Consider the following 26,256-nt stretch of genomic DNA (forward strand, 5'->3'; position numbering starts at 1 on the left):
GGCCTTGCTTACCAGCCCAGGCCGATATGCAAAGGCAGGTAGACCGCCATGCCGACCACAATCGTGCCCAGAATGCCGCGCTTCTTGAAGTAATAGACGGTGGCGCAGATCACAGCCGGAATGCGGGCATCGAGCAAGGTGTCGGTCAGCTGGCCCTTGACCATCAAGAGCTCCGGCGCAATGACCGCCATCAGCGCCGCCAGCGGTGCGTACTTGAGGCCGCGCTTGAGCCAGTCGGGCAAAGGCAGCTCGTTCTTCGGAATCATGAAGAAGGCGCGGGTGACCACGGTGATGATGGTCAGGCCCACGATGGCCGTCAGCTGGTAGAGCAGATCCCAGTCGTCCTGGCTCATCGCACATGCTCCTCACGCACGGGCACGGCCGTGGTGCCATCGTCGGGCTGCTCGGGCCCGGGCGATGGCAGGGGTTTGTTCTTGGCTACGACCACAATCCTGGGCTTGCGGCCGCGCTGGTCCACCGCTTCGACCAGCAGGCCGATGGTCACTGCGCAGGCAATGGCCACCAGGATGTTGAGCTTGAGCGGAATGCCATAGGCCGCAATGGCGGCGGTAGCGGCCACCAGGGCGGCGACCTTGGTGGCGCGGTCGATCAGCATCGAGTACAGCACGCCCAAAAGCGCCAGCACGCCGGCAAAACCCAGGCCCCACTCCAGCGGCACCACATTGGCCAGCAAGATGCCGGCAATCGAAAAACCCTGCCAGGTGATGAAGTTGAGCGACGACGCGCCCCAGAAGTAATACACCTGCTGGGGCTTGGCCACCGGTGCGGTGTAGCGGCGCATAAAGGCCACAAAGATCACATCGCCACTGAAGTAGCCAATGCACAGCCGGTGCCACAGCGGCAGGTGCGCAAAATAGCTGCGCCACATGCTCGACAGAATCACAAAGCGCAGGTTCACGCAGGCAGCGGTGAACCAGACCACCCACATCGGCGAGCCCATCGCCATCAGCGGCAACACCGCCAACTGGGCGCTGCCCGCATACACCACCAGCGACATAAAGATGGCCATGGGCGCAGAGATGCCCGCCTTGACCATCGCCACGCCGGTGACCAGGGCCCAGGCCGCAATGCCCACGGCCGTGCCCGACATGTCGATCACGCCGGCACGGAAACTGGGGTGGTCGATGGCGCGGCGCCGGTGGTGCAGGCTCATGGCGCCGCCACGGGCTGCCTGTCGTCACCCAGGATCTGGCCGGGCTGCAACGCATGGCCACGCAAAAAATCTGCGGCCTGCAAACGCTTGCCACCCGGCCGCTGCAGCGCGGTGATGCGCAAGGCCCCCTCGCCGCAGGCGACCACAATGCCCTGGCCATCGGCGGCCAGAATCTGGCCAGGGACGGTATCCGCTGGCGCTTGCCGCTCAGGCTGCGCAGCCCAAATCTTGACCACTTCATCGCCGACCAAGGTAGAGGCCGCCGGAAAGGGGTTGAAAGCACGCACGCGGCGGTCAATCTGCTCGGCGTTGAGGGCCCAGTCGATCGCGCTTTCTGCCTTTTCGATCTTGTGGGCGTAGGTGATGCCATCGGCCGGCTGCGGCACGCGCTGCAAGCGGTCCTCGGCACTCAAGGCCAGCGCCTGCACCAGCATGCGGCCACCCAGGTCGGCCAGCTTGTCGTGCAGGCTGGCGGTGGTGTCATCGGCCGCAATAGTCAGTGCTTCGACCAGGCACATGTCGCCGGTATCCAGGCCCGCATCCATCTGCATGATGGTGACGCCGGTCTGGGCATCGCCCGCCTCAATCGCGCGGTGAATGGGCGCGGCCCCGCGCCAGCGCGGCAGCAGGCTGGCATGGATGTTGAGGCAGCCCTTGGCAGGCAGATCCAGCACCCATTGCGGCAGGATCAAACCGTAGGCGGCGACGACCATCACATCGGGCTGGGCCGCCAGCAGGGCATCGCGGGCGGCGGCGGCTTCTTCCGGGTATTTGCCATCCAGGCGCAGGCTGCGCGGCTGGCTGACGGCGATGCCGTGCGCCAGCGCGCATTGCTTGACGGGTGAGGCCTGCAGCTTCATGCCACGGCCGGCGGGCCGGTCCGGCTGGGTGAGCACCAGCGGCACCTCGTGGCCGGCGGCCAGCAACTGCTCCAGGGCCACACGGGCAAATTCCGGCGTGCCGGCGAAAACTACTTTCATGTCTTTTTTTTGGGGTAAGGGGCACGCTGCGATCAGGCAGCGCAGACCAGCCGTCAATCGCGCTGGCGGGGCTCGGGCAAAGGCTCGTCCATGAACATCAGCTTTTGCACCAGACCTTGCGGATCGACGTGCACATGCGCGAATCGCTTAATGCCATTGTCCCAGAACCGGTAGGTCCAAACCTGTCCCTTGAAGCTCCAGACGCTGGTGATTTCCATCGGCGGGCCAAAATCCTGCATCAGCTGCTGCACGCTGAACTGCCCCAGCGGGATGGCGCCAAAGTTCTCGGCCGTCAGCACCTGGGTGGTGGTCTGCAATTGGCCATCGGCGCCAAAGCGCAGCTGGTAGGCCTCGCGCCCCATCGGCTGGGTGGAGTACAGCCAGCGCTCAGCGCCGCCATCGAGCTTGGTCACCGCATAGGCGGGGCCCAGCTTGGCCTGCACTTCCTGCTGGCTGCTGCCGGGTTTGAATTGGGTGGGATAGGCACAGCCCGCCAAGGCCGCACACAGCACGAACAGCACCAGCGCGCCCCACGCGCGGCCCGGCAGCCAGCTCCGTGAAGATCGCGTGGTGTGCATATCAGTCCTTGGCGTCGGCCAGTTCGCGCTTTTGCTGCTTGACCAGCTTGGACTTGATGCGGTTGCGCTTGAGGGGCGAGAGGTATTCGACAAACACCTTGCCCAGCAGGTGGTCCATTTCGTGCTGGATGCAGATGGCCAGCAGGCCTTCGGCGTCGATCTCGCGGCTGTTGCCGTTCTCGTCGAGCGCCTTGATCTTGACCGCCACCGAGCGCTCCACACCGTCATAAATGCCGGGCACCGACAGGCAGCCTTCATCGCCGAGCTGCTTTTCATCGCTGGCCCAAAGGATTTCCGGGTTGATGATGGTCAGGGGCTGGTCGCGCTCTTCAGAAACATCGATGACCACCACGCGCTCATGCACGTCGATCTGCGTGGCTGCCAGGCCAATACCGCTGGCGTCGTACATGGTGGCCAGCATGTCCTGGACCAGCGCACGGATGCGGTCATCGACAACGGCCACAGGCTTGGCGACCTTGTGCAGGCGGGGATCGGGGTAGCAGAGAATCGGGAGGATAGACATAGTTTTCACTGGTGAATGTCGTTATTTTCGCCACTTTTGCCCATCAATGCCCAGATGGCTTGCAATAATCATTGATCGATCAAGGGCTTGGCCCGAGAATCAGAGGCAATTACAAACATTGACAGCAGGCCCACTGTGGCCTGCGAGCGACTGAGAGGGAGTCACCCGGCCATGCGAGCAACCACTACGCCCCTGTTCCACCATTTGCGCAACAGCGCCGTTGCAGCCGCCTGCTTGGCCTGCGTCGGCACCAGCGCCTGGGCCGCAACCCCGGCCGCGCAGTTGCCGGTAACCGCACAGCAGCGCAGCACCGCCCAGCAAGTGGCCGCACAGGGCATCCCCGAGGCTGACCTGGTCGCCAACGCTCCCGATACCTATGTCGTCAAGCGTGGTGACACGCTCTGGGACATCTCCCGCGTCTACCTGCAGCAGCCCTGGCGCTGGCCCGCACTGTGGGGCATGAACCTGCAGTCCATTGCCAATCCGCACCTGATCTACCCCGGCCAGACCTTGTACCTGGAGCGCCGCAACGGCATGGCGCGCCTGGTCACTTCGCGCTCGGGCGAGGACGAAGTCATCCGCATTTCGCCGCGCGTGCGCAGCCAAAGCCTGTCGGGTACCGCCCTGCCGGCCGTCAACCAGCGCCTGATCGAGGCCTTCCTGGTCGAGCCCGAGGTGCTGGCCGAGGGCGAGAACGACAAAGCGCCCCGCCTGGTCGGTGCCGCCCAGGAGCGCGCCCTGCTGTCGCCCGGCGACCGCGTCTATGGCCGCTCGGGCGACCAGTCGCTGGAGATGGGACAAGAGCGCCAGTACTACCGCGTGTTCCGGAATGCCGTGCCGATGGTCGACCCGGAAACGAAGGCCATCCTGGGCTATGAGGCCCAGTACCTGGGCAAGGTACAGCTGGTGGCCAGCGAGCGCCAGGAGACGACCCTGGATGCCAAGGGCCGTGCGCACACCGATCCCGTGCCCGCCTCGCTCGATATCACTGCTGTCAAGGAAGAGATCCGCATTGGCGACAAGCTGCTGCCGATGCCGCGCGTCAATGTCACCAGCTATGTGCCGCATGCGCCCGACGAGCACCTGCAAGGCAGTGTGCTGTCCATCTACGGCAGCAACAGCGTGGCCTATGCGTCGCGCAACAGCGTGATTGCGATCAATCGCGGCCAGGCTGACGGCGTGGAGCTGGGCCATGTGTTCCGCTTGATGACACGCGGCGCACGCATCAAGGACAAGACCGACAGCGACCAGACCGTCATCAAGCTGCCCAACGAGGCCAATGGCCTGGCCATGGTCTTCCGCACTTTTGACAAAGTGTCCTATGCGCTGATCCTGGAAGCCAAGGAAGGGGTGAAAGTGGGCGATGCCCTCATCTCCCCGGACTACCGCCAATAACCCGGCACCCGGAAGAGCGGCTCTTGCCCATGACTGAACAAGAGCTGCATGACTGGATTCGACTGACCGCCACGCCCGGACTGGGCAATACCGCCATTCGGCGGCTGCTGGCGCGCTTTGGTTTGCCCAGTGCAGTACTGGCCCAAACCAGCGCCCAGCTCGAAAGCTGCATCAGCGCCGCGCAGGCCCAGGCCTTGCTCCACCCCGGCGAGGCCTTGCGCAGCCTGCAAACGGCCACCTGGGCCTGGCTAAACTCCGCACCGGCGCCGCTCAAGCGGCAGGTGCTGGTGTTGGGCGACCCGGATTACCCGCCCGCCTTGCTGGAAACCGCCGATCCGCCGGCCCTCCTCTACATCACCGGCCACGCCCGCTGGCTGGACAACCCCCAGCAGCGCCTGGCCTGGCCCAGCAAGGCACTGGCCATGGTCGGCAGCCGCAACCCCACACCCCAGGGCGCACAAAATGCCCGGGCCTTTGCGCAAACCCTGGTACGCCAGGGCGTGACCGTTGTCTCGGGCCTGGCCCTGGGCATCGATGCCGCCGCCCATGCCGGCGCGCTGGAGGCGGCGACAGGCCAACAGCCCGCCACCATTGCCGTGATCGGCACCGGCATCGACCGGGTCTACCCCCGGGCCAACCACGCGCTGGCCGCACAGATCGCCGAGCAGGGCTGGATCGTCAGCGAATACCACCTGGGCACGCCCCCGCTGGCGCAGAACTTCCCCAAACGCAACCGCTTGATCGCCGGCCTGGCCAGCGGCACCTTGGTGGTCGAAGCCGCTACCGCCTCCGGCTCGCTGGTGACCGCACGTCTGGCCAGCGAACAGGGGCGCGAGGTGTTTGCGATTCCTGGCTCCATCCACGCGCCGCAAAGCAAAGGCTGCCACGCGCTGATCCGCCAAGGCGCCAAGCTGGTGGAATCGGTGGAAGATATTCTGGAAGAGCTACCAGCACTGGGGCTTGCCACACCCCCACAGCCAGCAGTGACGACAGCGGAGACACCGCCCGGCAGCACCGAAAAAGAAGACGCGGGCCTGCTGCAGGCGCTGGGTTTTGATCCCGTTGATCTGGATACGTTGTGCAACCGCACCGGCATCGATATCGCCAGTCTGCAAATCCAGCTACTGGAACTGGAGCTTACAGGCCAGGTAGCGCGCCTGCCCGGTGGGCTGTTTCAGCGCTTGGCGGCCAGCTAAATCCGGCAGCCCTTACTGCAAAAGCCGCTCGGGGTTGGCCTCGATCTTGGCCAGCGCATCGCGCGCGGCGCGGGCCGTGATGCCTTCGGCATCGCGCGGCAGCAGCAGGCCGGCCTGCAGGTAGTGGCCCATGCGCCGCATCTGGAACAAAAAGCAAGAGCCGCTGAGTGCCGCAAACAAATGCAGCTGCCTGTGTTGGCTGTGCCAGACATACTGCACCTGCAGCGGGCTGGCATTGTGGTCCAGCAGGAACCAGTTGCCCAGCGACAGGTTCTTGGCCCACTCCAACACCTCGGGCTGCACCAGCGCACCATCATCGGCGATGACCTGGATATGGCTGGTGTCGATGCCCAGCATCAGCTCGATGCTCTCGGCGCTGAGCGGGTATTCCTCGGTCACCACCTCGTCGAGGGCATCTTCCAGATGTGCCAGACGCTCGGCCAGTGCGACGATGTGCTCTTGCGGAATCTCGTTGGTCTTGGCCAGAAAGGCCTCGGCCACGATGTCCATCAGGCTCTTGATCATCTCGTCCTGGCGCTCGCCCACGGTGTTGGACAAGGTCAGGCCCTGGCGCAAAACGGTTTGCAGCAGTGGCAGCTGGCGGATCACCTTGGCGCGCTCTTCCTTGCTGGGCTTGGCAGACGCGGACCAGACCAGGTCGAGCGCTGCCTTTTTGAATTTTTGCGTGTTCTCGTGCTCGGCACCAAAGCGGATGGCCGACATGGCCAGCACATCGGACCACTGCTTGAACAGGAACTCCCGAACATCGCTATCCACCGGCATCTCCAGCAGCATGTCGCGCAGCTGGATGGTGTATTGGATAGCCAGCGTTTCCTTTTGCTCGATCTGCTGGGCCAGGCTCACCAGCTCGCGCGCGGTGGCGGTCTGGCCGGTCAGGTTTTTCTCCAGGAATTTCTGGAACTCCTTGAGCACCAGCTGGAACACGCGGCTGCCCGTATCCGGGTACTGTTCGATGACCTGCACCACGCGCTTGACCTCGGACTCCAAGGTCGTGCCATTCAGTGCGGCAGACTCAAAACCCAGCACGCAGGCGCCCATGCGGTCAATCAACTGGCGCGCCGGGTGCTCGGTGTCGTTGAAGAAGGCCGGCTCAGCCAGCGCAACGCGCAGCACCGGCACCTGCAGGCGCGCAAACCAGATGCGGATACCGGCGGGAATGCGGTCTTCATTCAGAATGCTCTGGAACATCAAGGCGATGATCTCGATGATCGCCTTTTCCTCATCGGACGAGGCCACACTCTTGAGCGCCGAGGACTGCTGGCGCACTGCCAGCGCCACGGGTGCCACGATCTGCCCGGGGTCGAAATCATCATCGGCCGGCGCGGTATGGAACCAGGCCGACTGGATCGCCGTGGGCGGTGATACCAAGGCATGCTGCAGGGCCGGCGATATCACATAACCGCCACCTTCACCCAAGGAGGCGCGCACGGAGGTCGGTCCCCCATTGGAGCGCCCGCCCGCAACGCCATGCAAAAAGCCGCGCAGCTGGGCCAGCACACCATGGCTTTTTTGCCGGGTGGCGCCCATCGCCACCCAACCGGGCGCGCCAGCGCCGCCTGCGGGCATCAAGCCCGAAGGCATGCTGGCGGCACCCGAGGCTGCGCCCGCTGCGGGCATGCCGCCCATCTGATGGGCAGCACCGGCGGCAGCAGCCATAGCGGCGGCTGCGGGCGCATGGCGCTCACTCTCAGTGCGTTTGATGCGGTAGCTGCGCAGCTCGTCTTCCGTGGCGGCACCTTGCTCGTCGTAGAAGCGCCGCACTGCGGTGTAGCCGCTGATGCCCAGCTGCGCCAAGGCCTCCAGCAGCGGAGCCCACAACAGGTCCAATGTTTTGCGGCTGAGCCCGGCGCCTTCCCAGCCCTCAATCAGCTTGAGGCACCAGGTCTCCGGGCGAATGGCATCGGCGGGGCCCAGCTCCTGGTCTTCCAGAAACTGGGTCACACGGCGGACGCTGTCCAGCTCCAGCGCGACCAGCTCCAGCAGTTGCGCCGCCAGGCGCGATGCGATGATACGGCCCTCGATGGCCTCATTGCTGACCAGCTCAAAACTGGTGATCGTGGTCGTCGCGACCGGTTCGGGAATGGCCTCGCCGGCCAACAAACTCTGGCGCAGCAGCTTGTTGGTAGCGTCCAGCCAGGCCTGCTGCCGGCTGTCAAATTCGGCAACCGCAGCCGACAGCGCCACGTGCGAGCGCGCGGGATCGGTACTGGGCCTGGCCATGATCTGGAGCAGCTCGGCACGCAAGCGTGTTGCCACCCCAGGCAACCCCACACACAAGCCCCCGACAAATCTCAGCCGTGCTTCACGAGCCAGCTTTTTTTGCCAGGTGCGATGGTGCGAGGGTGCAACAGCCACAGAAATCCCATCCCTTTTATCGGTCTGCTTTATACCGAGGCCCCGGCATTGGGGTCATTCGGGTCCAGATCCTTCTGGGTCACCTTGACCAGGTCTTCCCGCTTGACACCCAGCCACATGGCAATGGCCGCGGCCACGAACACGGACGAGTAGATACCAAAAAGAATACCAATGGTCAGCGCCAACGCAAAGTAATGCAAGCTGGCACCGCCAAACAGGAACATCGACAGCACCATCGCCTCGGTGGAGGCATGGGTGATGATGGTCCGGCTCATCGTCGAGGTGATGGCGTGGTCGATCACTTCTGGCGTATCGAGCTTGCGGAACTTGCGGAAAGCCTCGCGGATCCGGTCAAAGATCACCACTGACTCGTTGACGGAGTACCCCAGCACGGCCAGCACCCCGGCCAGCACGGCCAGCGAGAACTCCCACTGGAAGAAGGCAAAAAAGCCCAGGATGATCACCACGTCATGCAAGTTGGCAACCGCTGCGGCCACGCCGAACTTCCATTCGAAGCGCACGGCCAGGTAGAGCACGATGCCCAGCACCACAGCGCCCAGCGCCATCAGGCCGCCGTGCACCAGCTCTTCACCCACCGACGGGCCGACGAACTCGCTGCGCAGCAAGCTGACCCCAGGGTCGGCAGCCTTGAGCGCACCCATGACCTTTTCACCCTGTTGGGCGGTGGTCACGCCTTTTTCCAGCGGCAGGCGGATCATCACGCGGTCGGCACTGCCAACGTTCTGCACAAGGATGTCCTGGTAGCCCAGCGATGCCACCTGCTCGCGGATCTTGCCCACGTCAGCGGGCTGCTCATAAGCCACCTGCATGACGGTACCGCCCGTGAACTCCACCGACAGGTGCAAACCACGTGTGGTCAGGAAAAAGACAGCCAGGACGAAGGTGATGACCGAAATCGCGTTGAGCACCAACGCGTATTTCATGAAGGGGATGTCTTTTTTGATACGGAAGAATTCCATGGTCTTCCTCCTTAACGTTTAGCGGATGCAACGGAGCGGTGGTCATCGCCCTCGGGCTTCCAGACCTGACCGATGGACACGCTCTTGAGCTTCTTGCGGCGGCCATACCAGAGGTTGACCAGGCCACGTGAGAAGAACACCGCCGAGAACATGCTCGTCAAAATACCAATGCAGTGCACCACCGCAAAGCCGCGCACCGGGCCAGAGCCAAAAGCCAGCAAGGCCAGGCCCACGATCAAGGTGGTGACGTTGGAGTCCAGAATGGTGTGCCAGGCATGCTCATAGCCGGCATGGATCGCCGTTTGCGGCGATGCACCGGCACGCAATTCCTCGCGCACCCGTTCATTGATCAGCACGTTGGAGTCAATGGCCACCCCGATGGCCAGCGCCATAGCGGCAATACCCGGCAAGGTGAGCGTGGCCTGCAGCATCGACAAGATGGCCAGCAGCAGCAGCACGTTCACCGCCAGCGCGATGGTCGAGACCACGCCGAAGATCATGTAGTAGATGCACATGAACACGGCAATCGCGATAAAGCCGCCGACGATGCTCTTGATACCGGCTTCGACGTTCTCTTTGCCCATGCTGGGGCCGATGGTGTATTCCTCGATGATTTCCATCGGCGCGGCCAGCGAGCCGGCGCGCAGCAGCAGCGAGGTATCGCTGGCTTCCTTGGTGCTCATGCTGCCCGAGATCTGCACCCGGCCGCCACCGATTTCGGAGCGGATCACCGGGGCGGTGACCACCTGGCCCTTGCCCTTTTCAAACAGCAAGATGGCCATGCGCTTGCCGATGTTCTCGCGCGTGACTTCCTTGAAGATGTTCGCGCCCTTGCCGTCCAGGGTCAGGTTCACGGTGGCTTCATGGGTCTGGCTGTCAAAACCAGGCTGGGCGTCGTTCAGGTTCTCGCCGGTCAGGATGACCTGCTTTTTCACCACAATCGACTGGCCATGCGGGTCGCTGTACTTTTCAGAGCCAAAGGGCACCGGGCCGGAGCCTATTTCTGCGGCGCGCGCGTCCGAGCTTTCGTCGACCATGCGCACTTCCAGCGTTGCCGTGCGGCCCAGGATGTCCTTGGCCTGTGCCGGGTCCTGCACGCCGGGCAGCTGTACCACAATACGGTCAGAGCCTTGCTGCTGGATCACCGGCTCGGCCACGCCCAGCTCATTGATCCGGTTGTGCAAGGTGGTGATGTTTTGCTTGAGCGCCTGCTCCTGCACGCTGCGCAGCGATTCAGGCTTGATGCTGGCGCGCACCACATAGGCGCCGCCGCCGGAGCTGACCACATTGGCTTGCAGGTCCGGCATGGTGTCCACAATCAGGTTGCGCACGGTCGTGGCCGTGGCCTCATCCTGCAGGCGCACTTCCAGTGACTGGCCTTCGCGGTTCACACCGCCGTGGCGGATCTTTTTGTCGCGCAGCGCCAGACGCACATCGCTGGTCAGCGCCTCGGTGCGCTTGGTCAGCGCAGCCTGCATGTCCACCTGCAAGGTGAAGTGCACGCCACCGCGCAAGTCCAGACCCAGGTACATGGGCTTGGCATGCAAGGCGGTGAGCCAGGCAGGCGAGCGCGAGATCAGGTTCAGCGCCACCACATAGGAGGGGTCGCTGCTGTCAGGGATCAGAACGCGCTCCAGCACGCCCTTGGCCTTGAGCTGTTCGTCTTCCTTGTCAAAGCGGGCACGGATCGAGCCGTTTTCCAGCGCGATGCTCAGCGGTTTGACGTCGGCATCGGCCAGCGCCGTTTCCACACGCTGCTGCAATGCGGAATCGACCGTGACAGTGGCCTTGACCGAGGCAACCTGCACGGCAGGCGCCTCACCAAAAAAGTTGGGCAGGGTGTAAACAACCCCTACCAGAAGCGCGATCACAATGATCGCGTACTTCCAGACCGGATAACGGTTCATGATCGCGCTCTTACCTTACGCAAAATAGAAGGCGCAGCTACGCTGCGCCAATTGCTGATCCAATGAAGAATTACTTCAGCGTGCCCTTGGGCAGCACTTGCACCACAGCGCCGCGCTGCATTTGCACCACCACGCCCTGGGCCAGTTCCACTTGCAGGAACTGCTCGTCCAAACCAACCACGCGACCCACCAGGCCACCATTGGTCGCCACTTCGTCACCCTTGGCCAGCGCATCGATCATGGCACGGGCTTCCTTTTGGCGCTTCATCTGGGGGCGAATCATCAGGAAATACAGCACCACAAACATCAGCACCAAAGGCAGCATGCTGGTCAGGGTAGAGGTCATGCCGCCGGAGGCAGCAGCAGCCGGTGCGGTCTGGGCAAAAGCAGAAGAGATAAACAAATGAAGCTCCCAACGTGGATGCAGGCCTTGCCAGGTTTTCCTAAACCAAGGCCCAAAGAGAAGCATTGTATGCGTGGCCCCTGGCAGACACGCAGCCAATACCTTGGATGCCTCTGGTTTTTCCGGTTGTTTTCATGGAATTAAGCAGCTTTCATGCCAGGGCATTGGTAGAAGCCACTATAGGCAATAAGTTCGATTGGCTGTTGTTTCCATTCCCAAATACCCGACTGGCAGATGCTGAATGGCGAAATATGACAATTTTGTCACCCCGCCCAGGCTGGAGCGATGACAAAAAAGCCGCTTGGCACGGTGACCAAGCGGCTTGGAGTAATCGGCATTGCGCGCCCTGGAAGCGCAGCGCTGTCAGACCTGCGCGGCAGCTGGCACTGGGGCTGGCGCAGGAGATGCAGCCACAGCCTCCGGCGCGCGCCAGCGCAGCATCAGCTGCTGCCACTTGCTGCGGGCCGCCTTCAGATGGCGCTCCTTGACATGGCCGTAGCCCCGGATGTCTTCGGGAATGCTGGCGATCTCGACCGCCAGCGCCAGGCGCTCAGTGCTAAGGCCCTGCAGCAGCTCATCGATGCAAGCGCGGTACTCCACGATCAGCGCACGCTCGGTGCGGCGCTCTTCAGTGCGGCCAAAGATATCGAAGCTACCGCCACGCAGGCCCTTGAGCCCGGCCATCACGCCAAAGGCCTTGCGCATCCAGCCGCCATAAGCCTGCTTGACCAGCTCGCCCTTGTCGTTGCGCTTGGCCGTGATGGGCGGCGCCAGGTGGTGCACGATCTTGTAGTCGCCCTCGAACATGCTGGCAATCTTCTCGCTGAACTCGGCCGTGGTGTGCAGGCGCGCCACCTCGTACTCGTCCTTGTAGGCCATCAGTTTGAACAGGTAACGCGCCACCGCCTGCGACAGGCGGGTGCCGGTGCCCAGCTGGGCCTCAGCGGCATGCACCTTGTTCACAAAGGCCTGGTAGTCGGCCGCGTAGGCGCTGTCCTGGTAGTCGGTCAGGAAAGCCACGCGCTTGGCCAGCAGCTCTTGCAAGGATGGCTTTTTCACCAGCTGGATGACCTGCTGGGCCGCAAACATCGATTGCACCTGGGGCAGATTGGCCGCGCACTGGCGGCCCCATTCAAAGGCCGCCTTGTTGTTGTCCACCTGCACGCCGTTGAGCTCCATCGCACGCATCAGCGCCGCATGGGACAGCGGCACCCGGCCCTTTTGCCAGGCATAGCCCAGGATCAGCGGGTTGGTGTAGATGCTGTCGCCCAGCGCCTGGGTCGCAATGTGCTCGGCATCGAACATGCCCACGCCCTCTTGGCCCACGGCCGCCAGAATCGCCGATTCGCAACCCGCTTCGGGGAATTGCCAGTCCGGGTTGTGCACAAAGGCCGCCGTAGGCGCGCCATGGGTGTTGAGCGCCACAAAAGTGCGGCCCTGCTGCATGGCAGCCAGGGTGGTCTTGTTGGCCGCCACAATGGGGTCGCAGCCAATGATCAGGTCAGCCTTGGCCGTGTCCACCTTGGTGGTGTAGATGGCATCGGGCGAATTGGCGATCTGGATATGGCTCCAGGTCGAGCCGCCCTTTTGCGCGAGACCTGCCGCATCCTGCGTGACCACGCCCTTGCCTTCCAGGTGGGCGGCCATGCCCAGCAGCGAGCCGATGGTGATCACACCGGTACCGCCGACACCGGCCACCACAATGCCCCAGGCCTGGGTGGCCACGGGCAATACCGGATCGGGCAAGGCGGGCAGCTTGGCCATGTCGCCCTTTTTCTCCTTCTTGGCTTTTTTGAGCTGGCCGCCTTCAATGGTGACAAAGCTTGGGCAAAAGCCTTTGACGCAGGAGAAATCCTTGTTGCAGGTGCTTTGGTTGATCTTGCGCTTGCGGCCAAAATCGGTCTCCACCGGCTCGACCGACAGGCAGTTGGACTGCACCGAGCAGTCACCGCAGCCCTCGCAGACCGCCTCGTTGATGATGACGGTCTTGGCCGGCGTGGCCAGGGTGCCGCGTTTGCGGCGGCGGCGCTTTTCGGTCGCGCAGGTCTGGTCGTAGATGATGGCGGTGGTGCCCTTGAGCTCGCGAAACTCGCGCTGGATGCGGTCGAGTTCGTCACGGTGGTGCACAGTCACACCGGCACCCAGTTGCACGCCGTCGTATTTTTCCGGCTCGTCGGTCACGATCACCAGCTTCTTGACCCCTTCGGACAACAGGCTGTTCATGATCTGCAGCACCGAATGGCCTTCGGGGCGCTCGCCCACGCGCTGGCCACCGGTCATGGCCACGGCATCGTTGTAGAGCACCTTGTAGGTGATGTTCACGCCCGAGGCAATGCTCTGGCGGATGGCCAGCAGACCGCTGTGGAAGTAGGTGCCATCACCCAGGTTCGAGAAAATATGCTGGTCGGTGGTGAAAGGTGCCTGGCCCACCCAGGTCACCCCTTCGCCGCCCATCTGCGTGAAGGTACTGGTGTTGCGGTCGGGCATCCAGTTGACCATGTAGTGGCAGCCAATGCCGGCCACCGCGCGGCTGCCCTCGGGCACGCGGGTGCTGGTGTTGTGCGGGCAGCCGCTGCAAAACCAGGGCAGGCGGTCCACCGATTCCTGCTTGCTGTCCTTCAGACCCTGCTCACGCGCGGCAATCACCTGCAGGCGTGCATCCATGCGGCGCACGATGTCATCGGGCACGCCCAGCTTCTTGAGGCGCTTGGCCAGGGCCTGGGCAATCAGCGCCGGGGTCAGGTCGGCCTTGGGGCGCAGCAGCCAGTGGTCGCTGGGGTTGGGCACCGACCACTCGCCACCCGAATGGTCGCCATCGGTCTCGTCGAACTTGCCCAACACATGGGGGCGCACATCCGAGCGCCAGTTGTACAGCTCTTCCTTGAGCTGGTACTCGATCATCTGGCGCTTTTCCTCAATTACCAGAATCTCCTGCAGACCCATCGCAAAGTCGCGGGTGATGGAGGCTTCCAGCGGCCAGACCACGTTGACCTTGTGCAGTCGGATGCCCAGTTGGCGGCAGGTGTCGTCGTCCAGACCCAGGTCGATCAGCGCCTGGCGCGTGTCGTTGAAGGCCTTGCCACTGGCGATGATGCCAAAGCGGTCATTGGGGGTGGAGATAACGTTGTAGTTGAGCTTGTTGGCGCGGATATAGGCCAGGGCCGCATACCACTTGTAGTCCATCAGGCGTGCTTCCTGCTCCAGCGGCGCATCGGGCCAGCGGATGTGCAGGCCGCCGGGCGGCATCACAAAGTCATCGGGGGTGATGATGTTCACCCGGTCCGGGTCCACCGACACGCTGGCCGACGATTCCACGATCTCCTGGATGGTCTTCATGCCCGACCAGACGCCGGAGAAACGGCTCAGCGCAAAGGCATGCAGGCCCATGTCCAGGATGTCCTGCACGCTGGAGGGAAAGAACACCGGCGAGCCCACGGCCTTGAAGATGTGGTCGCTCTGGTGCGCCGCCGTCGAGGACTTGCTGATGTGGTCGTCACCCGCCAGCGCAATCACGCCGCCGTGCTTGGCGGTGCCCGCCATGTTGGCGTGCTTGAACACGTCCACGCTGCGGTCCACGCCCGGGCCCTTGCCATACCAGATGCCAAAGACGCCATCGAACTTCTTGCTCTGCGGGTACAGGTCGAGCTGCTGCGTGCCCCAGACGGCGGTGGCACCCAGCTCTTCGTTCACGCCGGGCTGGAACTCGATGTTGTTTTCCTTCAGGTGCTTTTTGGCCGCCCACAGCGCCTGGTCGTAGCCACCCAGCGGCGAGCCCCGGTAGCCGCTGATAAAGCCAGCGGTATTGAGTCCCTGCAAGGCATCGCGCTGGCGCTGCAGCATCGGCAGGCGAACGAGGGCTTGCACCCCGCTCATGAAGGCACGGCCGTGTGCCAGTGCGTACTTATCTTCCAACGTTACCGTTTCCAGCGCTTTGCGGACGGACTCGGGGAGTGAGGCATTCATCGTCTTGTCTCCTGGGGGGAGCACCCGGTGGCCGCTTGTGGCAGGTCCGGGATTGTGGGGCGTTATAAGAATCTGGAACCAAGTCCAGCGGGCACGGTAAAACACCAGGCCCTTCATCGCTGCAGTGTATGACGGGCGGTGAGAATAAAGTATTCTTTTCCTTGCCGGGATTTACCTAGTATTTGAAAGAATCTTGCTCAATAATGGCGATAAATGAACCAAATTGACAAATTCGACTGGGCCATTCTCTACGAGCTGCAAAAAAACGCCCGTTTGACCAATGCCGAGCTGGCCCAGCGCGTGGGCCTGTCGGCGGCGCCCTGCTGGCGCCGGGTGCGTGCGCTCGAAGAGGCGGGCTACATCACCGGTTACCACGCCACGCTGGATCGCCACAAGCTCGGCCTGGGCGTGCTGGCCTTTGTCCGCGTCGATGCGGCGCAGAACACCGCTGACATCACACTGCGCATGGAAGAGTCGATCCGCCTGCTGCCCGAGGTCACCTCCTGCCACTACATCAGCGGCGCGGGCACTTTCGAGCTGCAGGTGGTGGCCAAGGACCTGGAGAGTTTCTCCAGCTTTATCCGCAATGTGTTGCTGCACCTGCCCAACGTGAAAGACGTACACACCACCTTCTCGCTGGGCGAGGTCAAATCCAGCAGCGCCTTGCCGTTGCCCATGACGGCCAACCCCAAGGGCACACCCTTGCGTTGACTGTTTTCCGCATTCAGCAGCCGCCATGCAAAAGGCCAGCCGCAAGGCTGGCCTTTTGCAGGAAGCAGGCGCAGATCAGCGCTTGCCCATGCCCCGGGGCCAGAGCACCCACAGCCGCAGCGGCTGCTTGACCCGGCCGGCAAAGTCGCCCGCCTCATGGCCCCAGCCGGCAAAATAATCGGCGCGCACGGCTCCCAAAATGGCGCTGCCCGTATCCTGCGCCATTACCAGGCGGTTGAGCTGCACCGTGGGCCCGGTGGAAGACATCCACACCGGGGTGCCATAGGGGATGCTGCCCCGGTCCACGGCAATCGAGCGGCCGGGGGTCAGCGGCACACCCTGGGCGCCATTGGGGCCAAACTCAGCGTCCAGCGGCGACAGCGGCTCTTCCTTGAAGAACACATAGCGCGGGTTGCTCCAGAGCAGTTCGTTGACGCGGGCCGGATTGGCGGCAATCCAGGCCTTGATGCCCGGCCAGGTGGCATCGCGCACCAGGCCCTGGTCCAGCAGCCATTTGCCAATGCTCTTGTAGGGGTGGTCATTGGTGGCGGCATAGGCCACGCGAATCAAGCGCACCGAGCCATCGGCCTCCTGGATACGCACCCGGCCCGAGCCCTGGATGTGCAGCACCATCGCATCGACGGGGTCGTTGACCCAGGCAATCACCTTGTCCTGCAGTTCGGCCTGCACCTGGGGTGAGGTCTCGATCTGCTGGCGGCTAAACCAAGGCTTGCGCGTGCCCAGGCTGGCAGGCGACTTGTACAGCGGTATCGAATAGCCATTGCCCGGCTGGCGCGTGCCATCGAGCATGGGCTCGAAATAGCTGGTCAGCATGCCATCAGGGTTGCCATCCAAGGATTCGACGCGGTAGGGCTGAAAGCGCGACACCATCCAGGCGCGCTGCTCTTCGGTCGAGGCCAGGCTCATGCGCCGCACCTCGGAGCAGAACTGGGCAAAGGGCGCGGGCGGGCGGCCGCAGCTCTTGATCCAGGCGTTCCAGGCGTCGGCCAGGTTGTCCTGCTCCAGGCCGGGCACCGACGACCAATGCACGGGCACCCAGCGGCTCTTGGCCTGCTGGATCGCCGGGGGCAGCGGCTCATTGGCATCGGGCGGCAACACCTCGATGCTGCCCGATACCGGTGGGCGCGTGGTCGGCGATGACGGTGCATCCAAAGGGACTTGGGTGGAGCAGGCGGCCAGAATTCCTACAATCGCAGCCATCGACAGCATACGTAAGGAGCGGGCACCGATGGGACTGATATTGCTGGAAGCGCTATTGGCGTTGGTCATACTGGTGGCGATCGTCTGGTGGACGATGTTTGCCGGACGGAAAAAAGGGGAAATCGTAAGCAAAGATGAGCGGCCTCCTCGCGAGTAGCTTGCGCAAATCGTAGGACATGGCCGCTCATTGCCGTCATTTTTACCATTTTTGAACTTTGTCTCTGGTATTTGGCAGTTCTACTGCCCACAATTTGCATCTATGGCCTCCCACTTTTCAGGGAAGGCCCATGCACCAGAGGAGTTCAAGCATGCGTAAACAAATTCTAGTCTCTGCCGTTGCCAGCCTGGCCATTCTGAGCGGTTGTGCCAACATGTCCGACACCCAGCGCCAAACCGCCACCGGCGCCGGCGTGGGCGCACTGGGCGGTGCCGCCGTAGGCGCCATTGCCGGCGGCCATGCCGGCTCGGGCGCGGTGATTGGTGCCGGTATCGGCGCGCTGGGCACCTATATCTGGTCGCAGCACATGCAAAAACAAAAGCAGGAGATGGAGCAGGCCACCCAGGGCACCGGCGTGGTCGTGACCCAGACGCCGGACAACCAGCTCAAGCTCGACATCCCCAGCGACATCTCGTTCCAGACCAACCGCTCGGACATCCAGGGCAACTTCGCCCCGATTCTGGACCGCTTTGCCGACGGCCTGCGCAACAACCCCAACGCCCAGGTGCGCATCATTGGCCACACCGACAGCACCGGCAACGACGGCATCAACGACCCGCTGTCGCTCGCCCGTGCCGAGAGCGCACGCAACTACCTGACGCAACGCGGCGTCAATGGCGCGCGCATCCAGGTGCAAGGCATGGGCTCGCGCCAGCCTGTGGCCACCAACGACACACCCGCCGGCCGCGCGCACAACCGCCGCGTCGAGATATTTGTGGGTGAAGTGCAGCCAGGCCGCTAAACCCCGCTTGTCCTGAATGCAGCCGGGCGCCCGTTTAAAGGGCGCCCTTTTTTGTCGCAGCGCTGTGCTATTTAAGCCAGATCGCGCAGCAGGTTGGCCAGCTCGACCGCCGATTTCACCTGCATCTTGTCAAACACCCGGGCGCGGTGCACCTCCACCGTCCGCACACTGATCGTCAGCTCATCGGCAATCAGCTTGTTGGGCAGGCCATCGATCACCAGCCGCATCACCGCCTGCTCCCGGTCGGTGAGCTCGGCCACGCGCTCGCGCACGCCTTGCTGGGAGCGCAGGGTTTCCAGGTAATCGCTCGATGCCTGCAGCGCGTGCTCGATGCGGTCGACCAGCACATTGTCGGAAAACGGCTTTTCACAAAAGTCAAAGGCACCGCGTTTGACGGTGGCCACCGCCGTGGGCACATCGGCATGGCCTGTCAAAAAAATCACCGGCAAGGCGGCAATCGCGTCCATCTCGACCAGGCGGTCAAACAGCGCCAGGCCACTCATGCCGGGCATGCGCACATCCAGCAGTGCGCAGGCCGGGTCCACCTGGGGCGGGCGGCTGCGCAGCATGGCCTCAAAGGCCTCGGCCGAGGCAAAACCTTCACTCAGCAAGCGGCGCGAGCGCAGCAGCCAGGCCAGGGCATCGCGCACCTCGGCATCATCATCGACGATATACACGGTCGCATTCACTAGCGGCTGCATCTCTGAACTTTCAATCGTTGCGCCAGGTTGGCAGGGTAAAACTGAAGACGGTCCCGCGCGGCTGGTGGGGCTGGTAGCGCAAATGGCTGCCATGCTGCTCCACCACGGTGCGGCACAGGCTCAGGCCCAGGCCCATGCCCTCGTCCTTGGTGGTAAAGAACGGGGTGTAGAGGCGCGCCGCCACCTCCTCGGAGATGCCCTCGCCCACGTCGGCCACCACAAACTCCACCCAGGCCCGGCCATCGTCGCTGGGCGCCAGCCGCACCTGCATCTGCAGCACCCGCTGGTGCGTGCCGCCATAGTCCATGGCCTGCATGCCGTTGCGGCTGAGGTTGAGCAGCACCTGCTCGACCATGGTCCGGTCGCAAAACACCGCCGGCAAGCCAGGCGCCACCTCAGTGGCCACATCGACATAGAGTTTACGCGCCTGCAGCCGCACCAGCGGCAATACCGCATCCATCAGCTCGTTGGCCTGCACAAACTCGCGCGCCTGCGCCCGGCGGCGCACAAAGCCATGCACGCTTTTGATGACCTTGCCGGCGCGCTCGGCCTGGAACGCCATGCGCTGCACGGCCATGCGCACATCGGGCAGGTGCTGCTGCACCTCGCTGGCAGAGGCATCCTCGGGCAGCAGGTTCATGATGCCGGCGGCATAGCTGGAGATAGCCGCCAGGGGCTGGTTCAATTCGTGGCTGAGCAGGGAGGCCATCTCGCCCACCGTCGCCAGGCGCGCGGTGGCCTGCAGGCGTTCTTGCGATGCCCGCGAGAGCTCTTCAACCCGGCGCTGCTCGCTCATGTCGACAAAGGCGCTCATCCAGCCGGTGTGCAGGCCGGCGGCATTGATCAGCGGTGCCTCGAAAATCAGCACCGGAAAGCGCCGCCCATCCTTGTGCATGAACGTGGAGTCATAGCCCTCGCGCGGCGGCGGCAGCTGGCCCGACAGGCGGATGCGCTGGCGGCGCGCGTACTCGGGCGCCATCTCTGGCGGCCAGTAGGGCGTGGCCTTGCTTGGGTCCAGAATCTCCTCCGCAGAAAAGCCCACCATCTCGCAAAACGCCGGGTTCACATAGGTGGGCTGGCCATGGAGGTCGCGTGCACGCAGCCCCGTCACCAGCGAATCCTCCATCGCCTTGCGAAAGGCCAGCGCATCGCCCAGGTCGCGCTCGGCCTTCAAGCGGCGGCGGTTGTCGCGCACCAGCACCACCAGCACGGTGATCAGCGCAATCGACATGCCGGTGACCAAGGCCGTGAGCACATTCGGGAACACATTGGGTGCCGCATGCCAGCTGTCCACCCGCAGCATCAGCGCCACACCGGGCAGATCGAGCAGCTGGTTGGAGGTAAACACCCGCGTGCCGCGCCGAGGCGTGCTGACAATGGCCAGGCGCGTGCCATCGGTCTCGGTGAAGGACAGCTCATGGTTGCGGCGCAGGCTCTCGTTGACCAGGTCCGACAGCACGTTCTGCAGGATGTAGGTGGCCACGGCAAAGCCGTGCAGCTGGTTGCCGGTGATCACCGGCACGCAGAGTTCGAGCAGCTCCAGCCCCGTGCCATTGCCCTGCGACAAGAAATAGCTGCCCGCATACGAGGCCATGCCCGAGTTGCGGGCGCGCAGGCAGGCGGTATTGCTCTCGGTGTTCATGCCCGTGCGGTCAATCGCAGACCACTGCAGGCTCAAATAAGGCGACTCCTCGCTGGCCTCGATCTGCTGCTGCGGGTTGCGCCATTCGATATGGGCCAGGTCCCGCTGGTTGCGCAAGATGGTGGCCGCCGCGGACTGCCAGCCCATGGCATCGCTGTCATGGCGCGGCATGCTGCGCAGGCGGTTAACGTTGTCGTTGAACAGGCTGCGGATGTCGCTGACGGCATCCATGGCCTCGCGGTCCAGGCGCTGCTGCACCTCGGATATCTCATAGCGGCCGGCCAGCCAGACCTGGGTGACCAGGGTGCCTGCCACCAGCAGCACCAGCGCCGACCACAGCGACCAGCGCCGCCAGCTCTGGTGCCAGTGCTGCGCCAGCGAGCGCGCCCACTGCGCCGTCAGCATACGCGGTGTTGCAAGGCCGGCAGCTGCTGGCGCCAGCGCTGCAGCTGCGCCCAGTCCAGATCGGCCAGCACCACGCCGGGCTCGCTGGCCTGCAGCGCCATCACATCGCCCCAGGGGTTGATGGCCATGCTGTGGCCCCAGGTGCGGCGGCCGTTCTCATGCACCCCGCCTTGGGCAGCGGCCAGCACATAGGCCAGGTTCTCCACCGCCCTGGCGCGCAGCAGCAGCTCCCAGTGGGCTTGGCCGGTCGTGTAGGTAAAGGCGCTGGGCACCAGCATCAGCTGCGCGCCCGCCTGCGCATGCAGCCGGTACAACTCAGGAAAGCGCAGGTCGTAGCACACGCTCAGCCCGATGCGCCAGCTTTGGCCATCGCGGCTGGGCAGGTCAAAGTGAACCGGTTCATGGCCTGGCGCGATGACGCGGTGCTCGTCATAGGCCTCGCGCTCATTGGCATAGCAAAACAGGTGGATCTTGTCGTAGCGTGCCACGCAGTCGCCCTGGGGGTTGAACACGCAGCTGCTGTTGTAGACATGCGCGGCATCAGGCCCCTGCAAAGGCAGGGTGCCGCCCACAATCCACAGGCCCAGGCTGCGGGCGCTCTGGGCCAGAAACTGCTGCATGGGGCCATCGCCAAAAGGCTCGGCCAGCGCCAGCTTGTCGGTGTCGCGCTGGCCCATCAGGCAAAAGTACTCGGGCAGCACGGCCAGCTCCGCACCCAAGCCCGCCGCCTGCTGCAGTAATTGCCAGGCCTGCGCACGGTTGTGCTCCCAGTGCGTGCTGGTCACCATTTGAAGAGCGGCTACTTTCATCGATGCATCCTGCAAGAGTCTGGCGGCTATTATCCGCAAGCGCTGACCGGGCGTGGCGCTTGCGGATATCAACGCTGACTCAGGGCCTGGGACAAACCATCAATGGGGTGTGCCGACGGCGTTGGGATCAGCCTCCTGCCTGCGACTGAGACGTTTGACTTCGGGCTCCGACCAGGAGCCGCTGACCTCGAACTCCTGGGTCACCGCCTGGGTCAGCGGGCCTTTGAACAAGGCCTGCGCCAGGAAAGTGCCAATGCCGATGACCGGGTTGATGGCCGTGGTCACCAGCGCCATGGTGGTGGTGTTCAGCTCGGGGATGACGACCACATGCAGGTCCTGGGTCTCGTCGCGCAGGTTGGCATGGCCTTCGAGCAGCACGGCCGCGGTCACGCCCTTCATCTGCAAATTGGTGGTCGAGGCCAGGCCATCGCTCACCAGCACGTCGCCGCGCACAAAATCAAAGCCAAAGCCCGCGCTGAACACATCCTTGAAATCCAGCGTCAGCCGGCGCGGCAGCGCCTGCAGATTGAGCACGCCCAGCAGCTTGGCAGCGCCCGGCTCCACTTTCAGGAACTGGCCCTGGCCGACATCGATATGCAGCTTGCCGTCCATGCTGGTGTAGTCGGGGCTGACGGGGCTGCCCGTCCAGCCGATGCGGCCCTGCACCGCGCCCTTGCCCTGGCGCACCACACCGGCCATGCCCAGGCGGGCGAGCAAGGCGCCGGTGTCTTTCAGATCCAGCCGCATCTCCAGCTCGGTGCGGCGCCCTCCCGTGCTGCTGCGCTTGGCGCCCCAGTCACCACTGGCCTGTAGGCTGGCCGCATCGTTGGACAGCACCATGTTCTTCAGATGCCACCAGGAGCTGTCTGCCTGGCGCTGATTGACCGCCTGCAACTCCAGCCTTCCCACCGAATGCTGGCGCCAGCGCAGGTCCTCCACCACCACATCCAGGGCCGGCAGCTGGACGGGCTCCTGGCCGGACGGCTCCTCGTTGCTGGCGGCGGGTTTGCTGTCACTGCCCCCTTCCTGGCCCACGCGCAGCTGGCTCAGCCGGGCGCGGATGGTGCCCGGCCCCTTGGCCTCTTGCACGTAGTCCAGCTGGCCATCGAGCAGACTGGAGCTGACCTGGCTGCTCCAGCGCGGGCCCGTGCGCGAGCCGCTCAGGTGCAGCTTTTGGATCTCCATGCCGCGCACCTGCACCGTGTCCAGGCGGATATCCCAGTGGTCGGGCAAAAACGCCGCATAGGGGTCGCCCGCTGCTGCCGGCGCTGCGGCGGCATCCGTGGCGCCTGCCGGGGCGGGCGCTGCCATGGTCTTGATGCGCTGGGCCAGCGCCTGCCATTGCTGCACATCCAGCTGCGGCAGCTGCACCTCGGCAATCACCCCCTTGGCTGGCAGGGTGAGCGCGCCCGCACCCAGGCGCAGGGCGCCGCTCACCACCTTGTCAGGGGTGGCGCCATCGGGGCTGATGTCTCGCACATAGCGCAGCTGCAGGCGGCCGCCCACATCCAGCTGCATGTTCTGCCGCACCAGCGGCGTGGGCGCGCCTTCGGGCACGGTGCTGGCAAAGTGGGTCGGCCAGGCTGCGTCGGCAGCCTTGCTCAGCGGCGGCGGCAGGGCCAAGGCCATCCCGTTCAGATCGCTGCGCACCTCCACCAGCGGCACGCCCTGGGCCATGCTGATGCGCAGCTGGTACGCCGTCTGGCCCTGCGCCAGTTGGGCCAGCTGCACCACCGACCCCAGCTCCTTGGCCTGCAGCAGGCCTTCTGCCGTGGCAACGCCTTGGGCGCGCACATCCACACGGGGCCCATGGTCGGCGCCAGCGGGCAGGCCGCTGACATCCATGCCACCCGAGAACCTGACCGCACCGCCCAAGGCCTGGCCTTGCAGGTCCTGCAGCACAAAGCCATGTTCGGAGAACTGCACCGCGCCCGTGACCTTGTCCACAATGGGCGAGTCCGCATGGAACTGGATGCGGTTGCCCGGCAGCAGCACCTTGCCGTCCACCTTGGCGTGCGGCATGTCATGCACGGGCAAGTCCAGCTTGAGCTGCAACTGGCTCTCGCCATCGGCCTGGGTCTGCGCCAAGGCGTGCTGCACCAGCGCATCAATGGCGCTGCCGCGCACGGTGGTCAACATATCGGCCAGAGGCCCGTTGGCCTGCGCATTGACCTGCACGCGTGTGTCATGAAAGTCGGCAATCCGGGCACTGGTCTGGTCCACCACGATGCGCGTGTTGCCGTCCAGAATGCCCTTGGCCTTGTTGACCTGCATGCCATTGCCTTCAAACACCAGCTCGCCCGAGAGGCGGCTGAGCTCAGGCCAGGGCTTTTCGCCGGGGTGCAGGTGCGAGGCGGGCACATAGGCGTAGCGCACATCGCGCACCGGCGCCTTGATGCGGAACAGCCCGTGGCGCGAATCGGGGAAAGGCACTTCCCAGAGATCGCCATCGATCTCGAACTCCACATTGCTGGCCTGGCCGGCCAGCACCGCGTCGCGCACATAGTGGCGCGCATCGGCCGGAATGTGCAGCGGCAAATAGCGGTGCACCTGGGTGCCGTCGGCGCGGTCGAGCGCGCCCTTGAGCTGCAGGATCCCGGGAAAGCGCGACTTGGAACCCGTCTTTTGCGGATCGGCTGTCTGCCAGGACCAGCGGGCATGGCCGGCCGCATGGGCATTGGCAAACTCCAGCCGCTCGGACTGCATCTGGATGTGCTCGCCCTGCACCGTCCACTGCAGCTGGGTATGGGCCGAGGTGATGGGCAGCATCGGCTCTTCAAACACCGTAGGCAGGTAGAGCGCGCCATCGGCAAAACGCAGCTTGGCCTGGCCCCCGCCAGCCCGCGCATCGATCGCCACATCCAGCCCCCGAAAGCCGATATGCGGCTGACCGGCGGCCAGCACCAGGCCGCCATGGCTGTCGCGCGCGGCATTGGCGCGCGGCGCAGCCGCGGGCATGCCCAAGGCCAGCTGGCCCACATCGGCCTTGACCTGCCAGTCCTGCAAGCGGTCCATATCTCCGCGCCAATGGGCCGATGCGCTACGGATCAGGCCGGCGGGCCGGTTGCTCTGCAGCCACTGTCGTGCGTTGTCCGGTATGGGCAGCAGGCGTGCCAGCTCGGCCAGGGAGGCGATGTCGAGCGATTGCGCGCTGGCTTCCGTCTCGCTGGGCTGCGTGCCCCGGGCGTAGACATGGTTGATGCGCGCGCTGCCGCCGGGCCACTGCTGGCCGTTGGCCGATTCCACGGCCAGGTTTTCCGTCAGCACCCGAAAGCCGGTGTCGTCGGCCACGCCACCGATGCGGCCCTGCACCGAGCGCAGCAGCAGCACCGTGTCCTGGGCTGGTTTGCCATCCTGCGCCTCGCGGCGCACGCCCACATCGCGCAAGGCCACATCGGCCGTGCCGTTGCTGAGCTTGCCGCGCGTCACATCCAGCCATAAGCGCGCCGAGCCCTGGCCTTGCTGCAAGCCCACCGCCGGTGGCAGATAGGGGGCCATCGCAGCGGCGTTGAGCTGGAGCGCCTCCAGGTAGATCTGGCCGCTCCAGTGCTTCCAGCTGCCATCGTGCAGCGCCCACAGCGGCTGGTGCATGCGGCCGCGCAGCTCCAGCGCGTCCCCCCAGTCTTCGGGCGGGCGCACCCGCAGCTGCCATTCATGGCGCAGACCGGGGTTGCGCAGCAGCAGCTGCACATCGCTGAACGTGACGGGCGGCAGCCCGCGCAGTTGGTCGTCCCAGATGATGCTGCCGCCTTGCAGCAGCACCTCGCGCTGGCGAAACAGCCAGTCACCGGCACGGCTACTGTCTTGGTCTGGGGATGCCTCTACCAGCACCCCGGCAATGCGGACGCTGCCATCGGCGGCGCGCTGCACGGTCAGCTGCGGGGCATCGATGACGATCTGCTCAGTGCGCAGCCGCAGCAGCGAAGGCACCGACAAGGCCACCTTGACCTGGTTGAGCGTCAGCCCTGGCGAGCCGTCGGCCTGCAGAATGTGCAGGCCCTGCACCGCAATGGCCGGCACCAGGCCGTTGTCGCCATCGGCCTGCAGCTGGTCGATGCGCACCGGCACCCCCAGCGCCCGCGATAGCCTAGATTCCACTTGCGGGCGAAAGTCATTGATACGGGGCACAATCCACCAATGCAGCGCCGCCACGGCACAGGCCAGCAGCAGCACCATGCCCAGCAATAAGCGCAATGACCATTGCATCAGCTTGGCAGCCAGCTTGAGCAGTCGGGGCGCGCGCACAGTCAATCGAGTCCAATCAGTAGGGGGAAAGCGAAATTATGACCCGCGGCAAGTAGCTCGCTCGCGTTGCATATGTGAGCATTTGAAC

The 26,256-nt window shown here is 64.3% G+C and carries 19 protein-coding genes; 4 read left to right on the forward strand and 15 right to left on the reverse strand.

The genetic code is table 11. From position 1 onward, the window contains the following. Positions 1 to 8 precede the first annotated feature (8 nt). Genes M2375_RS13140 through def form a run of 5 tightly spaced genes read right to left on the reverse strand, consistent with a single transcriptional unit; the run spans position 9 to position 3,255 of the window. Positions 9 to 353 carry an AzlD domain-containing protein gene (locus M2375_RS13140; protein ID WP_259167813.1) on the reverse strand — a complete coding sequence of 115 codons (345 nt, stop codon included), beginning with the start codon at positions 351 to 353 and terminating at the stop codon, positions 9 to 11. After that, positions 350 to 1,174 (reverse strand): AzlC family ABC transporter permease, encoded by an 825-nt coding sequence (locus M2375_RS13145; RefSeq protein WP_259167814.1) that lies wholly within the window; start codon positions 1,172 to 1,174, stop codon positions 350 to 352. The genes M2375_RS13140 and M2375_RS13145 overlap by 4 nt, the downstream gene beginning before the upstream one ends. After that, positions 1,171 to 2,154: a methionyl-tRNA formyltransferase gene (fmt, locus tag M2375_RS13150; RefSeq protein WP_259167816.1), complete on the reverse strand. Its 984-nt coding sequence runs from the start codon at positions 2,152 to 2,154 to the stop codon at positions 1,171 to 1,173. The genes M2375_RS13145 and fmt overlap by 4 nt, the downstream gene beginning before the upstream one ends. 53 nt (positions 2,155 to 2,207) lie before the next feature. After that, positions 2,208 to 2,732 carry a hypothetical protein gene (locus M2375_RS13155; RefSeq protein WP_259167817.1) on the reverse strand — a complete coding sequence of 175 codons (525 nt, stop codon included), beginning with the start codon at positions 2,730 to 2,732 and terminating at the stop codon, positions 2,208 to 2,210. Between the two features lies 1 nt (position 2,733). Beyond that, on the reverse strand, positions 2,734 to 3,255 hold the full coding sequence (gene def / locus M2375_RS13160; protein WP_259167818.1) for a peptide deformylase: 522 nt from the start codon (positions 3,253 to 3,255) through the stop codon (positions 2,734 to 2,736). A gap of 171 nt (positions 3,256 to 3,426) precedes the next feature. Between def and M2375_RS13165 the strand changes: the two genes are divergently transcribed. Together M2375_RS13165 and dprA are read left to right on the forward strand one after the other, a co-directional pair. Continuing rightward, positions 3,427 to 4,650: a LysM peptidoglycan-binding domain-containing protein gene (locus tag M2375_RS13165; RefSeq protein WP_259167820.1), complete on the forward strand. Its 1,224-nt coding sequence runs from the start codon at positions 3,427 to 3,429 to the stop codon at positions 4,648 to 4,650. Between the two features lie 29 nt (positions 4,651 to 4,679). Further along, positions 4,680 to 5,846 carry a DNA-processing protein DprA gene (gene dprA / locus M2375_RS13170; protein ID WP_259167822.1) on the forward strand — a complete coding sequence of 389 codons (1,167 nt, stop codon included), beginning with the start codon at positions 4,680 to 4,682 and terminating at the stop codon, positions 5,844 to 5,846. A gap of 12 nt (positions 5,847 to 5,858) precedes the next feature. Here the strand turns inward: dprA and M2375_RS13175 are convergent, their stop codons facing one another. The 5 genes from M2375_RS13175 to M2375_RS13195 form a co-directional block, all read right to left on the reverse strand. Then, entirely contained in the window at positions 5,859 to 8,222 is a 2,364-nt protein-coding gene (locus M2375_RS13175) for a DUF1631 domain-containing protein (protein WP_259167824.1), read from the reverse strand. 29 nt (positions 8,223 to 8,251) lie between these two features. Then, on the reverse strand, positions 8,252 to 9,202 hold the full coding sequence (secF, locus tag M2375_RS13180) for a protein translocase subunit SecF (RefSeq protein WP_259167826.1): 951 nt from the start codon (positions 9,200 to 9,202) through the stop codon (positions 8,252 to 8,254). Positions 9,203 to 9,213: 11 nt separating this feature from the next. Continuing rightward, positions 9,214 to 11,109, reverse strand: coding sequence for a protein translocase subunit SecD (gene secD, locus M2375_RS13185; protein ID WP_259167829.1), 1,896 nt, complete (start codon positions 11,107 to 11,109; stop codon positions 9,214 to 9,216). A 70-nt stretch (positions 11,110 to 11,179) separates the two neighbouring features. Next, positions 11,180 to 11,512: a preprotein translocase subunit YajC gene (gene yajC / locus M2375_RS13190; RefSeq protein ID WP_182326470.1), complete on the reverse strand. Its 333-nt coding sequence runs from the start codon at positions 11,510 to 11,512 to the stop codon at positions 11,180 to 11,182. Positions 11,513 to 11,875: 363 nt separating this feature from the next. Next, positions 11,876 to 15,475: an indolepyruvate ferredoxin oxidoreductase family protein gene (locus tag M2375_RS13195; RefSeq protein ID WP_259167833.1), complete on the reverse strand. Its 3,600-nt coding sequence runs from the start codon at positions 15,473 to 15,475 to the stop codon at positions 11,876 to 11,878. A gap of 213 nt (positions 15,476 to 15,688) precedes the next feature. On the opposite strand from M2375_RS13195, the gene M2375_RS13200 reads away from it, so the two are divergent. Further along, positions 15,689 to 16,186, forward strand: a complete 498-nt coding sequence (locus M2375_RS13200; RefSeq protein WP_259167836.1) for an Lrp/AsnC family transcriptional regulator — start codon at positions 15,689 to 15,691, stop codon at positions 16,184 to 16,186. Between the two features lie 75 nt (positions 16,187 to 16,261). Here the strand turns inward: M2375_RS13200 and M2375_RS13205 are convergent, their stop codons facing one another. Further along, positions 16,262 to 17,476 (reverse strand): murein transglycosylase A, encoded by a 1,215-nt coding sequence (locus M2375_RS13205; RefSeq protein ID WP_259167839.1) that lies wholly within the window; start codon positions 17,474 to 17,476, stop codon positions 16,262 to 16,264. A 239-nt stretch (positions 17,477 to 17,715) separates the two neighbouring features. Here M2375_RS13205 and M2375_RS13210 point away from each other — a divergent pair, with 239 nt between their 5' ends. Then, positions 17,716 to 18,366 carry an OmpA family protein gene (locus M2375_RS13210; RefSeq protein ID WP_259167840.1) on the forward strand — a complete coding sequence of 217 codons (651 nt, stop codon included), beginning with the start codon at positions 17,716 to 17,718 and terminating at the stop codon, positions 18,364 to 18,366. Positions 18,367 to 18,437: 71 nt separating this feature from the next. Here M2375_RS13210 and M2375_RS13215 read toward each other — a convergent pair whose 3' ends face one another. The 4 genes from M2375_RS13215 to M2375_RS13230 form a co-directional block, all read right to left on the reverse strand. Continuing rightward, entirely contained in the window at positions 18,438 to 19,067 is a 630-nt protein-coding gene (locus M2375_RS13215; protein ID WP_259167843.1) for a response regulator transcription factor, read from the reverse strand. A gap of 10 nt (positions 19,068 to 19,077) precedes the next feature. Continuing rightward, positions 19,078 to 21,114, reverse strand: coding sequence for a sensor histidine kinase (locus M2375_RS13220; protein WP_259167847.1), 2,037 nt, complete (start codon positions 21,112 to 21,114; stop codon positions 19,078 to 19,080). Beyond that, complete coding sequence (locus tag M2375_RS13225) at positions 21,108 to 21,923, reverse strand: carbon-nitrogen hydrolase family protein (RefSeq protein ID WP_259167849.1); 816 nt, start codon at positions 21,921 to 21,923, stop codon at positions 21,108 to 21,110. Before M2375_RS13225 ends, M2375_RS13220 begins: the two co-directional genes overlap by 7 nt. A 99-nt stretch (positions 21,924 to 22,022) precedes the next feature. Further along, entirely contained in the window at positions 22,023 to 26,168 is a 4,146-nt protein-coding gene (locus tag M2375_RS13230; RefSeq protein ID WP_259167851.1) for a YhdP family protein, read from the reverse strand. Between the last annotated feature and the right edge of the window lie 88 nt (positions 26,169 to 26,256).

The sequence above is a fragment of the Comamonas sp. BIGb0152 genome, from assembly GCF_024809975.1.
Lineage (GTDB): Bacteria > Pseudomonadota > Gammaproteobacteria > Burkholderiales > Burkholderiaceae_C > Comamonas.